The sequence below is a fragment of the Aequorivita aurantiaca genome (genome assembly GCF_030410135.1).
GTDB lineage: Bacteria > Bacteroidota > Bacteroidia > Flavobacteriales > Flavobacteriaceae > Aequorivita > Aequorivita aurantiaca.
The window spans coordinates 266813-280832 of record NZ_JAUGQQ010000002.1 but is presented as its reverse complement, the minus strand read 5'-3'; the positions used below and the strand labels follow the sequence as shown (position 1 = coordinate 280832).

At 39.9% G+C, this 14020-nt stretch carries 11 protein-coding genes; 4 read left to right on the top strand and 7 right to left on the bottom strand.

The window, feature by feature from the left end; genetic code table 11:
* Positions 1–15: 15 nt before the first annotated feature.
* The 5 genes from QRD02_RS04635 to QRD02_RS04615 form a co-directional block, all read right to left on the bottom strand.
* Positions 16–705, bottom strand: coding sequence for an LOG family protein (locus QRD02_RS04635; protein WP_290253745.1), 690 nt, complete (start codon positions 703–705; stop codon positions 16–18).
* A 98-nt stretch (positions 706–803) separates the two neighbouring features.
* Positions 804–3635: an excinuclease ABC subunit UvrA gene (uvrA, locus tag QRD02_RS04630; protein ID WP_290253744.1), complete on the bottom strand. Its 2832-nt coding sequence runs from the start codon at positions 3633–3635 to the stop codon at positions 804–806.
* Between the two features lie 89 nt (positions 3636–3724).
* The gene (locus tag QRD02_RS04625; RefSeq protein ID WP_290253743.1) at positions 3725–4738 is read right to left on the bottom strand and encodes a hypothetical protein; all 1014 of its coding nucleotides are present in this window, start codon (positions 4736–4738) and stop codon (positions 3725–3727) included.
* 285 nt (positions 4739–5023) lie between these two features.
* Positions 5024–6739, bottom strand: a complete 1716-nt coding sequence (gene ggt / locus QRD02_RS04620) for a gamma-glutamyltransferase (RefSeq protein ID WP_290253742.1) — start codon at positions 6737–6739, stop codon at positions 5024–5026.
* On the bottom strand, positions 6736–7320 hold the full coding sequence (locus QRD02_RS04615; protein ID WP_290253741.1) for an acyl carrier protein phosphodiesterase: 585 nt from the start codon (positions 7318–7320) through the stop codon (positions 6736–6738). The genes ggt and QRD02_RS04615 overlap by 4 nt, the downstream gene beginning before the upstream one ends.
* Before the next feature lie 40 nt (positions 7321–7360).
* Here QRD02_RS04615 and QRD02_RS04610 point away from each other — a divergent pair, with 40 nt between their 5' ends.
* Positions 7361–8431: an acyltransferase family protein gene (locus QRD02_RS04610; protein ID WP_290253740.1), complete on the top strand. Its 1071-nt coding sequence runs from the start codon at positions 7361–7363 to the stop codon at positions 8429–8431.
* Between the two features lie 48 nt (positions 8432–8479).
* Complete coding sequence (gene glmM, locus QRD02_RS04605) at positions 8480–9868, top strand: phosphoglucosamine mutase (protein WP_290253739.1); 1389 nt, start codon at positions 8480–8482, stop codon at positions 9866–9868.
* On the opposite strand, the gene QRD02_RS04600 is transcribed toward glmM, so the two are convergent.
* Positions 9869–10684, bottom strand: coding sequence for a lysophospholipid acyltransferase family protein (locus tag QRD02_RS04600; RefSeq protein ID WP_290253738.1), 816 nt, complete (start codon positions 10682–10684; stop codon positions 9869–9871).
* Positions 10685–10870: 186 nt separating this feature from the next.
* Here QRD02_RS04600 and QRD02_RS04595 point away from each other — a divergent pair, with 186 nt between their 5' ends.
* Both QRD02_RS04595 and QRD02_RS04590 read left to right on the top strand, forming a co-directional pair.
* Entirely contained in the window at positions 10871–11521 is a 651-nt protein-coding gene (locus tag QRD02_RS04595; protein WP_290253737.1) for a rhomboid family intramembrane serine protease, read from the top strand.
* A gap of 46 nt (positions 11522–11567) precedes the next feature.
* Positions 11568–12254: an SIMPL domain-containing protein gene (locus QRD02_RS04590; protein ID WP_290253736.1), complete on the top strand. Its 687-nt coding sequence runs from the start codon at positions 11568–11570 to the stop codon at positions 12252–12254.
* A gap of 71 nt (positions 12255–12325) precedes the next feature.
* Here the strand turns inward: QRD02_RS04590 and pruA are convergent, their stop codons facing one another.
* Positions 12326–13951, bottom strand: coding sequence for an L-glutamate gamma-semialdehyde dehydrogenase (gene pruA / locus QRD02_RS04585; protein ID WP_290253735.1), 1626 nt, complete (start codon positions 13949–13951; stop codon positions 12326–12328).
* Between the last annotated feature and the right edge of the window lie 69 nt (positions 13952–14020).

The window sequence follows — 14020 nt, the reverse complement described above, 5'->3', positions numbered from 1 at the left end:
CTTTAAATATAAATATTAGAAGTTTGGGCTTAGGTTGTATTCGTTATAGAAATCATTTAAAATTTGAAGTACTTCATCTGCCGAGTCCACTAGATGGACTAATTCCAAGTCTTCTGCGCTCACGTTATTGTTGGCTTCCAAAAGAGTGGTTTTTATCCACTCAAAAAGACCTCCCCAAAATTCGCTGCCAACAAGTATTAATGGGAATTTATCAATTTTGTGTGTTTGTATTAGCGTCAAGGCTTCGAAAAATTCGTCGAGGGTTCCAAACCCGCCGGGCATAACCACGAACCCCTGCGAATATTTTACGAACATTACCTTGCGCACAAAAAAGTAATCAAAATCAATGCTCTTATCACTGTCTATATACGGATTGTCGTGCTGTTCAAAAGGAAGCGTAATGTTTAAACCCACGGAAGTTCCCCCTGCTAAATGGGCTCCCTTATTGCCCGCCTCCATTATTCCGGGGCCGCCACCGGTAATCACACCATAACCATTTTCAGTAATTTTTTTGGCAATGTTTTCGGCCAACTTATAATATTTGTGATCCGGTTTTGTGCGCGCGGACCCAAAAATGGAAACACACGGGCCAATTCGGCTCATTTTTTCATATCCTCCCACAAATTCGCCCATTATTTTGAAAATGGCCCACGAGTCGTTGGTTTTAACTTGGTTCCAGTTTTTTGGTGATTGTTCGTCTCTCATTTAATTTTTTTGTTCAATAAATATTTTCTCGGTATTCGAATGCTTTTAAGGCGGGAGGATTCCACAATTTTTTCAAATAATTTCGTTTTCCCTCGGGCCTAATGTAATTCTTTTTTAAGGAACCGCGCGGTATAGCTCTTTTTGTTGTCTGCAACTTCCTCCGGTGTTCCCAAAGCCAAAACTTTTCCACCTTGCTTTCCCCCTTCAGGGCCAATGTCTATAACATAATCCACGGTTTTAATCACGTCCAGATTATGTTCAATAATAAGAACTGTATTTCCCTTTTCAACCAATTTGTTCAACACTATCATCAGCACGCGAATATCTTCAAAATGGAGGCCGGTGGTGGGTTCATCCAAAATGTAGAATGTATTTCCGGTATCGCGTTTGGAAAGTTCGGTTGCTAGTTTTATTCGTTGGGCTTCCCCGCCCGAAAGAGTTGTGGATTGTTGGCCCAAGGTGATGTAGCCCAGTCCCACATCTTTTATGGTTTTTACTTTTCTGTAAATTTTCGGTATATTTTCAAAGAAATTTGAAGCCTCATTGATAGTCATTTCCAAAACGTCGTAAATGGATTTTCCCTTGTAGCGTATTTCCAAAGTTTCCCTATTAAAACGTTTGCCTTGGCAGGTTTCGCATTCCACGTAAACGTCTGGCAGAAAATTCATTTCAATAACTCTTAAACCAGCTCCCTTACAGGTTTCACAGCGTCCACCGGCAACATTGAAGCTGAAACGGCCCGGCTTGTAGCCGCGAATCATGGCTTCCGGAGTTTTGGCGAAAAGATTTCGAATTTCAGAAAAAACGCCGGTGTAAGTTGCGGGGTTGCTCCGCGGGGTTCTTCCTATTGGGGACTGGTTTATATCAATAACCTTATCAATATTTTCGAGGCCATCAATTTTTTTATAGGGCATCGGTTTTTTAACGCCATTGAAAAAATGCGCATTTAAAATAGGATAAAGGGTTTCGTTGATAAGTGTACTTTTTCCGCTGCCAGAAACGCCCGTAACCCCAATCATTTTTCCCAAAGGAAATGAAACTGTAACGTTTTTGAGATTGTTTCCCGTGGCGCCTTTTAAGGTGAGTGTTTTGCCATTTCCGGGACGACGTTTTTTTGGTATTTCAATTTCTTTTTTTCCGTTTAAGTATTCCGCCGTCAGTGTATCGTGTGTTTTTATTTCCTGTGGCGTTCCTTGAGAAACAATCTCGCCGCCGTGCCTTCCCGCGGCGGGCCCGATGTCTATAACATGGTCTGCGCTTTCAATCATATCTTTATCATGCTCTACGACAATTACGGAATTCCCGATTTCCTTTAGTTGTTTCAAGGAATAAATTAGTCGTTCGTTGTCGCGCTGATGCAGCCCAATGCTCGGCTCATCCAATATATAGAGCACTCCCACGAGTTGCGAACCTATTTGCGTTGCTAGCCGGATCCGCTGCGCCTCGCCGCCGGAAAGGGATTTAGAACTTCGGTCCAATGCTAAATAGGTTAGGCCAACGTCCACCAAAAACTGCAACCGCGAACGGACCTCCTTTATTATTTCGGAGGCAATTTTCAATTGCGTATCGGAAAGATTGTTCTCTAGTTCTTTAAACCATTCCGATAGTTCAACAACATCCATATTGGACAGTTCAGCAATGTTTTTACCATTTACCTTAAAATAAAGTGATTCTTGCCGAAGCCTTGTGCCGTTGCAGTCCGGACAGGGAATTTTGTCCATATACTCTTTGGCCCAGCGTTTTAGGGATGTCGACTCATTGGCCTCAAAAGTGTTTTGAATGAACGTGGCAACACCTTCAAAATCTATTTTGTAGCTCCTGGTAATGCCCAAGCTTTTTGATTCAATATCAAACTTTTCATTTCCCCCGTAGAAGATAACTTCCTTTGCTTGCTGCGGAATACTTTCAAACGGATCGGTCATTTTAAAATTGAAGCGTTCCGCAATTAGTTCCAATTGTTTAAAAACCCAATTGCTTTTTTGCGTTCCGTGCGGCACCAACGCACCTTGTTTTATGGAAAGTTTCGGGTTGGGAACGAGTTTGTTCAAATTAACTTCATACAGTTTGCCGAGCCCTTTGCAGTTGGGGCACATCCCTTTTGGGGAATTAAAGGAAAAATTGTTCGGCTCTGGGTTGGGATAGGAAATGCCCGAAGATGGACACATCAATAACCGGCTAAAATACCGTGCCGTATCGGTGTCGTTATCCAGCACCATAAGCACATCATCCCCATGGTACATAGCGGTATTTATAGTTTCCGATAGTCGCTTGTTGCTTTCATTTTCTTCGGAAACTTTCAATCTGTCTATTACAATTTCTATGTCGTGTGTTTTATAGCGGTCTACTTTCATTCCCTTCACAATGTCCCGCACTTCGCCATCCACGCGAACTTTCAAAAACCCTTGTTTGGCAATTTGTTCGAACAGTTCACGGTAATGGCCTTTTCGGGAGCGAACAATAGGGGCGAGGATGCTAACTTTTTTATCGGGAAAATCTTCTATAATTAGCTGCCTAATTTGCTCGTCGCTGTAACTAACCATTTTTTCGCCAGTGTTGAAGCTATACGCATCACTTGCGCGGGCATAAAAAAGGCGCAAAAAATCATATATTTCCGTAATGGTGCCTACAGTAGATCTCGGACTTTTGCTTGTAGTTTTCTGCTCAATAGCAATAACGGGTGAAAGGCCTTCAATCTTGTCAACATCGGGCCGTTCCAGACTTCCCAAAAATTGGCGGGCATAGGCTGAAAATGTTTCAATGTAGCGGCGCTGTCCCTCGGCATAAATGGTATCAAACGCCAAAGAGGATTTTCCGCTGCCCGAAAGCCCTGTTATTACAACCAATTTTTCCCTAGGGATACGAACGTCAATGTTCTTTAAATTGTGGACGCGCGCGCCCAAAACTTCAATAAAATCCTCATTTTTTGACATAGCTCGCAAAGGTACTCAATAGAAAGGAAAATAAAGAATGCATGGCTTCCCGTTGATGTTAATTTTTGATTGAAAATTAGCTTCGGCTATTATCGGTTTACTTCCTTGGAAAGAAAAATATGAAAGGTAACCGCCACGTAGAAAATTGTACTTATGACGATGGAATAACTAATTATTACCGCGAAAATTGAGAAACCGAGCATCAAATAGGTGAGGGGGACCAAAACACCAAAAACCATCAAAAGCAAAAAAACGATGTAGAGATAGTAAATCAATCGCGGGGTTTTCCGGTCAATATGGCTTTGGAACTGTGAGAGTTTTGGAATTACGTCTTTGGTCAGGTATTCCCATAGCCGTGAAAAAAAAATGTCATTGAAGGAGGAGCTGTCGAAAACTTCATTGTCAATGGTGTTTGCGAGGGTTAAAATCTTTTCGCGGTGACGCTCAAAAACGGCCTCAAAATTCAATGAATCCTTATAATGGCCAAATTTATATCCGAAAACATACCACAAACCGGACCCGCTTTTGTGCTCCACCCATTTGGCTATGATGTCGCTATCATAAAAAATGGGATAGTCTATGGTTTCGGGAATTTGTTTTTCATTGGGATCTGTCATCAATAATGATTTCAATTCCAGATATAGGTTTTCGGTTTCGCCAAAATGATGGGTTTCCTGCAGAAATTCAATTGCCAATTTTGACTTGCCTTTGTAGAATTCCTTAACATCAAAATAGCTGAGACTGCCGTATTCCTTTTCCATATATTCCCGGAGCCCTGGTAGCCAAATATCTGATTTAAACAATAGCTCCGCAATGGTTCGGAAATTGTGCATTTTCTGGGTTGTCTTGCTTATTTTGTGAATAATCTTCGCCTTATATGTTTTTTGGTTCATTGCCGAAGCAGCCAAGAATACCATCAAAATTGCAGACAAAAAACCACTGATGCCTATATAGATTGAGGTAAGTTTTTTTAAGTTTTCCTCAAATCCCAATGTGTTTAAATATTTATTATAAAGAAGAAACACAAGTCCTGCACACAATGCCCCGCTTACCACTAATGTGATAAGAGCGTAAACATCCCGGTACAACGGTTTATTCTTCATAAACTCAAAAGCTCATGCGGTGCATGGAAATAATAGTGAGATTCTTTGAAAATAGATTTTGGGTTACAGTTAGTGGAAGAAACTAATTGCTGCAATTTGAGAGAAGAAAAGCTTATATGTTTTTCTGCAAAAGAAGAAATAAATAGTGTTTTCAAAAGGTCTCGAATCCAAATTTTCTAAAAATCCTTAGTTAATTTGCTCAAATCTAACCTTTTTAATTTCCCGAATTTTCACGTTTCGATATAATGCAAAACATTTCGATTAAACGTGTCCGTGGGATTTAATTTAATAGCCAATTGCGGTGTCATCGCCACGGCTATCGGCACCGCCTTCAAGCTTTCCGTTGGGAAGCAAAAGGATTGCGTCAACCTTTCCGATGATGGGATCGGTTTCAGTGTTTTCGGGATATCCCTTTTGTTTTAGGTTTTCAATCAAATCCGAGGGAAATCGGCCAAATTCATATCGAACTGCATCCGGCAGCCATTGATGGTGAAAGCGAGGCGCATCCACAGCTTGTTGCATATCCATTTTAAATTCGTAAACGTTCAAAATTGTTTGCGCAACCGAGGTGATAATTGTCGAACCGCCGGGAGTTCCCACCACCATCCACAGTTTTCCGTCCTTTTCCACAATGGTTGGCGTCATGGAACTCAACATTCTTTTGTGGGGAGCAATAGCGTTTGCTTGGCCGCCTACCAATCCATATACGTTGGGAGCGCCAGGTTTGGAACTGAAATCGTCCATTTCATTGTTTAAAAAGAAGCCCAATTCATCCACAAACAATAAAGAGCCGAACGATGAATTTAAGGTAGTGGTTACCGACACCGCATTTCCAAATGCATCAACGATGGAAAAATGGGTTGTTTCGGGACTTTCATATCCCGTTACCACTCCCGGTTTAATTTGAATAGATGGCGTTGCGGTCTCAAATGAAAAATTTTTCATTCTTTGTGAAAGGTAGGGTTGAGAGAGTAATGAATCTACCGGAATCTCAATAAAGTCAGGGTCGCCCAAGAAATAACTGCGGTCTGCGTAGGAACGGCGCGATGCCTCTGCAAGTAATTGAATGTATTTTTCGCCGTTATGTGTATATTCTGAAATGGGAAAGGGTTCGACCATTTTTAAAATTTGTGCCAGGCAAATTCCACCGCTGGATGGTGGCCCCATTGAAATTATTCTTAAATTCTTATAATTGAAAACAATCGGTTCGCGCCACTGTGCGTCGTAGGCTTCCAAATCCTGCAAGGTAATAATGCCTCCCCTTTCTTTTAAAAATGATATAAGTTTTTGGCCAGTTTCACCACTATAAAATTCGGCTCTTCCGTTTTTGGAAATACGTTCCAAGGTTTTGGCTAAGGCCAGATTGATTAAAGTATCCCGCATATTAAGCGATTTGGAATATAAAATTTCCCCATCGTTTACCTCATCAAAATAGGGTTTGTATATCAGCAATTGTTCTGCCTCTTTCTCTGTTATGCTGTAGCCTTTTGTGGCCAGCTCAATTACTGGCCTTAATAATACTTCCATCGGCAAACTACCGAACTTTTCATGGATCGCGAACATTCCTGCCACGGTTCCCGGCACGCCCACAGACATTGCGCCGATAGCACTTTTATTGGGAATAATGTTTCCTGTCTCATCCAAATACATATTTTTGGTGGCCGCCATTGGGGCTTTTTCGCGATAGTCCAAAGTGCCAATTTCCCCGTGCTGGGTTCTATAAACCATAAAACCACCACCTGCCAAGTTGCCCGCATTTGGATACGTAACTGCAAGGGCCATATTGGTGGCAATGAGCGCATCAAAGGCATTACCGCCCATTTTGAGAATTTGCACACCTATTTTTGATGCCTCAGCCCGGGCGGAAACCACCATGGCACTGTCAGCCATTACCGCCTTTTTCGCCTCAATATTTGGACTTTCAGTTAATGACTGTGCTTTTGGATTTTCTTTGCAGGAAAAAAGTACAAACACAATAAGAAATAGGGACGAAATTTTCATAGTTCAATTAGTTTTTGTTTGGAAAAGACAATCAATTCGTTGAAAAAGGATTTGAACTCTGCTTCAAAATCGTCGTAATAAATTTCGAGTTCCGCAACGGCTAAATCCATTCTGGAAATTCCTTTTGTTCTTACGTTCATCTGTGCCAAAATTTTACCTATTCCTTCAACAGATTCATAACTCAGCAACCAGTTGTCGGCAATCATATAGGGCATCATTTTTTGAATTCGCGCGGGAAGAATGGTGAAATTTTTCCGAAGCAATGCATAAAAATCCTGTACAAATTCATCCAAAGGCTGGTCAGAATAATTGCGCCAGTTTTTTGCCAAAAAGTGATCGTATAAAATATCCACGATCACTCCGCTGTAATGGCTATAATTTTTGTGAAGCCTCGCCGTACTTTGCTGCACTATGGGATGGGCATCCGTAAAACTGTCTATTCTGCGGTGCAGCAATATTCCCTTTGCAATTGCCGGCGGAAATTTTTCATAGCGTTTTCCCTTAATTCCATCGGCAATAAAATTACCTATGATAATGCCTTCTTCGTTTCCGGAAAGATAAATATGGGCCAAAAAATTCATTCAATAAATATATGTATTTTTGGCCTGTAAAAACTGAAATTTGAACAGGTTACCAAATTTGGACCCACTGCGGTTTTTTCTTGCTTCCCTCGTGTTGCTTTTTCACTTGCCACAACTTTCGCGCAATCAGGGTTTACCATATTTTGATGGCTTTCCCTTATACCATCGCGGTTTAGAGGCAGTATATATGTTTTTTGTGTTGAGTGGTTTTTTGATAATACGCATTATTTACCGAGCAAAACTTCGCGATGCATTTTCAATAAAGGATTTTTACGTGCGGAGGGTGCTTCGGATTTTCCCGCTTTACTATTTAGTTTTGGGCTTCGGACTATTGTTTTACAACGTAATATTACCTTCTCTGAATATTCCATTTGAAATAAATTATACTTGGAAAGAAGCGTTTTTTTACAACGTTTTTTTTCTTCCAAATGTTTTCGCAAAGCAATTCGAGCCCGGCGGTATTCTTGAAATTCTTTGGTCCATTGGCATTGAGGAACAATTTTATCTTATAATCGCACCCATGTTGTTTTTTATAAAAGTGAAATGGGTACTAAGAGCTTTGGGCATTCTATTCCTTTTGTATTTTTTCATTTTTTGGAGCGACGTTTTTGAGGTGCTGCGAAAATATTCTTTCGTGTTTTTCTATTTATTTTCTGGAGGAATTATAGCTATTTTGGAAGAAAGGAAAAATCTTGATTTCTTAAAACGTTGGGCAATTGTACCGGCCTTAATTTGTATTGCAACCATTCTTTATTTCACAACGGATTTCTTTTTGATGGAACCTTTGTGGCTTCGGTCACTGATCACTTGTTTATTGTTTTCGTTGTTTATCCACACCATAGCCTTTAACAATCGGGGGTTGGAATTGAATAACAAACTTTTGAACCATTTCGGAAGTATATCATACGGAATTTATATGTATCACGCCATTGTTTTAAATGCAGTTGTATTTTTGTTTCTGAAAATGGAAATGCTACAGAATATTAATAAAATCTTGGCCATAGTATTATTGCATCTGCTCACCTTCGCTGGAACGCTTTTGGTGGCGCATTTTTCCTATGTTTATTTTGAGCTATATTTTTTAAAATTGAAGAATAAGTTCAGGAGTTAATATTTTCATTGAAATAATCAAAATTCTAATCCTTAAAAACATTAAAAAATGACCCTTATAAAATCAATTTCTGGAATTCGAGGAACCATTGGCGGAAGCCAAGGCAATAACTTAACACCTATTGACGCGGTAAAATATGCAGCGGCCTATGGAAGTTGGATAAAGAAGCAACGAAATAAGGAAAATTATAAAGTGATTGTGGGCCGCGATGCACGTATTTCTGGTGAAATGATGCAACAATTAGTAATGAACACCCTAGTTGGCATGGGCATCACGGTCATTGACCTAAACCTGTCAACCACCCCCACGGTTGAAATGGCAGTAGCCATGGAACATGCGGATGGGGGCATCATTTTAACGGCGAGTCATAACCCAAAACAGTGGAATGCCTTGAAACTGCTGAACAATAAAGGGGAATTTTTAAATGCGGAAGCCGGACAGCAAATATTGGATATTGCCGAAAATGGAACTATTGAATTTGCTGAAGTGGACAATTTGGGTGAAATCCATAAAAATGATGCTTACATTGACTTGCATATTGATGAAATTTTAAACTTGCCATTAGTAAAGGCAGATGCTATTAAGGATGCCAATTTTAAGGTAGTGGTTGATGCTGTAAATTCCACCGGAGGTATTGCCGTACCGATGCTTCTGGAAGCACTGGGTGTCCAACCTATAAAGCTGCATTGCACTCCAAATGGAGAATTTCCGCACAATCCGGAACCATTAAAGGAACATTTGGGTGATTTGATGAAAAGTGTCGTAGAAAATAATGCCGATTTCGGAATTGTGGTAGATCCCGATGTTGACCGACTTGCCTTTGTTGACGAAAAAGGAGAAATGTTTGGTGAGGAATATACCTTAGTTGCCGTTGCCGATTATGTTTTGCAAAACACTCCCGGAAACACAGTTTCAAATATGTCATCTTCCCGTGCCTTGCGCGATGTTACCGAAAAACACGGCGCAATTTATACCGCAAGCGCCGTTGGCGAAGTGAATGTTGTTGAAATAATGAAAGAAACCAATGCCGTGATAGGAGGTGAGGGGAATGGAGGAATTATTTATCCAGAACTGCATTACGGTCGCGATAGTTTAGTTGGGATTGCTTTGTTTTTAACCTTTTTGGCCGAAGAAAAAATTGCCGTGAGTGAACTTCGGAAAAAATACACCGCTTATTTTATGAGCAAAAAGAAGATTGAATTAACGCCACAATTGGACGTTGATGCAATTTTAAAAGCGATGGAAGCAAAATATGGATCGGAAGAAATAAATACGATTGACGGTGTAAAAATTGACTTTGCTGAAAATTGGGTTCACCTTAGAAAGTCAAACACAGAACCAATCATCAGAATTTATACCGAGGCCAAAAGCCAAGAGGAAGCAGATAGTTTAGCCGATAAAATAATTTTGGAAATAAAAGCAGTTGCGGGCCAATAATCAATTCCTTTTGCGAAGCTTCCACCGTTTGTGGGACCATAAATAATATTCTGGCTTCTCCCGGATTTGGATTTCCAAAGCATCAAAAAACATTCGTGTGATTTGAAAGTCATCATATTCCTTGGGGTTATCCGCCAAAGGAACGAAGGTAGCGGTGTAATATCCTCGTTTTTCCTTTTCAACTTTTAGATAGAGCACTGAAAAATCTAACTTTTTGGCCAATTCCTCAGTACCGGTAAATACTGGAACATCTATTCCCATAAAAGTATCACGATGTTTATATGCACCTGCTTTTGGGGTTTGGTCTGATAGAATATAGGTTAGGGTCTTAACTCCCTTTTTCCATTTTCGGAAAAGCACGCCAACAATTTTTTTGTTGCTTACAATTATACCGCCAAAATGCTCCCGTGTTTTTTTTACCAACGCATCAAATTGCTGGCTGTCTAAGGGTTTATAAACAGCGTGTGCCTGATGTTGCATCAATTTATTCAGAATCCCGCTCCATTCCCAGTTGCCGTAATGGCCGGCCATAAGCAAAATGCTTCGGTCATTTTCATAATAATTGTCGAGTATTTCGGCATTGGTAACCACAAATCGTTTGCGGATTTCCTTTTCGGAAATAGTAAAGGCTTTTATGGTTTCAAAAATTATATCGCACAAGTGTTTGTAGAATTTTTGAGCGATTTGGTTTCTTTCACGCTGTGTTTTTTGCGGAAAAACAAGCGCCAGGTTTTCCATTACTACTTTTTTACGGTAGCCGACAACGTAGTAAACAAGAATATAGAGCGCGCTGGATTTAAAGTATAAAATGCCCATAGGCATTTTTGAAAGTAGCCAAAGAATTGGATAAACCAGGATATAAAGCAATCTTTGCATAAAAATTATTCCGCAAAACTAATTAATTTTATCGCAAGAAACATATGGAAACCATAAGGTTTAAAATTTCAAGGTTTGCGCCAAACATTTAAAAATACCTTATCAATTCAATAATCACTTAAACAAATGCAAAACTTAGATATAGCAACCATCATAATTATTGCCGCCAACGTTATTATTTCAATGAAGGGTTTCAATGATTTTTCATTTTTTGAAAAATATAAATTCAACATTGCGGGAATTCGCCGTGGGGAACAGATCCGTATGTTCAGTTCAGCATTTCTACATGCAGATTTTTCACATCTTTTGTTCAATATGCTAACGCTTTATTTTTTCGCTCCAGTGGTAATTATGAGCGTTGGTGTTACATATTTTGTCATCATTTACGTTGCGAGTTTACTTATTGGAAATCTGCTTTCTTTCTATTTCCATAAAGATGAATATCATTACAGCGCTATTGGGGCTAGTGGAGCGGTCATGGGCATATTGTATTCCGCAATATTATTTTTTCCGGATATGGGGCTTTATCTTTTCTTTATTCCAATACCCATTCCTGCGTGGCTTTTTGGAATGGCATATTTGTTGTATTCCATCTACGGAATGAAAAAAAGATTAGGAAATATTGGTCACGATGCCCACATTGGTGGGGCAATTGGCGGTTATGTGCTAACGTTGATTTTCGCACCATATTTATTCCAAACCAGCCTTTGGATTGTCGTGCTTTTGGCTGTGCCGCTTATACTTTTGTTCGTGCTGCATAAATTGGGAAAATTATAATTTATAAAAAGAGAAAAAACATACAATAACAAATAGAAGAAAAAATATGAAAACTTTACAAACACTTTTAATTTTAGCAATAACTACAACCGCTATGATGGCACAGAATACATTACCACCAAATACAATAGACGTTGCCGGGGAAGGCATTGTTCGCGTTGTGCCCGATGAGGTAACAATTAACATCCGTGTAGAGAATACCGGCGAGAACACAAAAACGTTGAAAGAGCAGAACGATGCGACAATTAATGAGGTAATAAAATTTCTAAAGAAAATGAATATTGCCGATAAAGACGTAAAAACCGAATATATGAACCTTAGCAAAAATTATGATTACAACAGTAAAACCTACACTTTTGCAGCAAATCAGGCGCTTTCGGTGAAACTTCGCGATCTTTCCCAATATGAAACTGTAATGAAGGGTTTAATGGATACCGGAATTAACCGCATTGATGGCGTTAACTTTTCTTCTTCAAAAGAGGAGTCTTTGAAAAGTGAAGCCCGTAAAAAAGCTGTTCAGAATGCACAAATGAAAGCCAAGGAATATGCAACTGCTTTGAACCAAACTATTGGAAAAGCCGTATCGGTAAGCGAATTTGACAATACATCCCAACCAAGACCTATGTATAAAATGGCGATGATGGATTCCGCAGCGGGAGGTGGTGAGCAGACCATAGCTCTTGGGGAAATGGAAATAAAATTAACCGTTAACGTTAGTTTTCTTTTAAATTAAATTCCTGTTAGTAAAATGAAAAAGCCTCGGTTCCAATAGGGTGCCGAGGCTTTTTGTATTTGATTTTATTTTTATCCTAAAAACGGATATCTATAATCCGTAGGCGATACGAAGGTTTCCTTTACCATCCTTGGGGAAATCCATCGATAGAGATTCTGCTTACTTCCAGCTTTATCGTTGGTTCCGCTGGCGCGCGCACCTCCAAAAGGTTGTTGGCCAACAACGGCACCCGTAGGTTTATCATTGATGTAGAAATTACCCGCAGCGTTCTCAAGAATTTTAACAGCAACTTCCAAAGCATATCTGTCTTCGCTGAAAACTGCGCCTGTTAAGGCATACTCACTGGTTTCGTCAACCAAATGCAGAGTTTCTTCCCATTTATTGTCATCGTAAACATATACGGTAAGTACAGGTCCAAAAAGTTCGGTACACATAGTGGTGTATTTTGGATCTTTAACCACAATTACGGTTGGCTCAATAAAGTAACCCTTGCTCTTATCATAATTTCCGCCAGCAATAATTTCCACATTTTTGTCATTTTTCGCAGAGTCAATATAACTGGCCAGTTTGTCAAAGGAACTTTCACTTATTACGGCATTTATAAAATTGCCCATATCCTCAGGCGTCCCCATTTTAAAGGATCGCAGGTCATCCAGTAAATAATTTTTTACATCATCCCAAATATTTTTTGAAATATAGCATCGGCTTGCGGCACTACATTTTTGGCCTTGATATTCAAAGGCACCTCGAGCCATCGCGGTGGCAACTTGCTTTGGGTTTGAACTTTGGTGAGCCACGATAAAATCTTTCCCGCCGGTTTCTCCAACTATTCGTGGATAGGTTTTGTAAGTTTTAATGTTATCGCCAATTTTTTTCCAAATGCCTTGAAAAACATTTGTGGATCCCGTAAAATGGACTCCACTGAAATCTGGGCTTGCCATTAAAGTATCTGAAATCATTGCAGCATCGCCCATCACCATGTTTATTACACCTGCGGGAACGCCAGCCTCGCGGAAAACGTCCATAATAATTTTGGCGGAATAAACTTGTGAGTTACTAGGTTTCCACACCACAACGTTGCCCATCAATGCAGCACTTGCCGGAAGATTACCAGCTATAGCCGTAAAGTTAAAAGGAGTAATTGCATAAATAAATCCTTCCAAAGGTCTATATTCTATGCGGTTCCAAGCTGCCGAAGTAGACTCGGGCTGCTCGGCATAAATTTCAGTCATATACTGCACATTGAACCTCAAAAAATCAATAAGTTCGCAGGCAGAGTCAATTTCGGCTTGGTAAATATTTTTTGATTGGGCCAGCATAGTGGCAGCGTTAATTTTTGCACGGTACGGCCCGGCAATCAATTCTGCGGCGCGAAGGAAGATTCCAGCGCGTTGTTCCCAAGGCATTACTGCCCATTTTTTTCTAGCTTCCAATGCGGTTTCAATGGCCTCTTCTACATTTCTTTTGGTTGCTTTATAATAGATGCCCAATGCATGTTTATGATCATGCGGGGGCGACATTGTTGCGGTTTCTTTAGTTTTAACCTCTTTTCCATTAATATATAAAGGCACTTCAATGTTGGCTTTATACATTTTTCTATAAGTTTCAAGCACTTCCTCGCGTTCCGGTGAACCTGGAGCATAGCTCTTAACGGGTTCGTTTATTGCAATCGGTACTTCAAAAAATCCATTTCCCATAACTTTTTTATTTTAATATTTATGAAGATGGCAAAGGTACAATTTTTTTAATGTTCAGAGGGCAGTCGC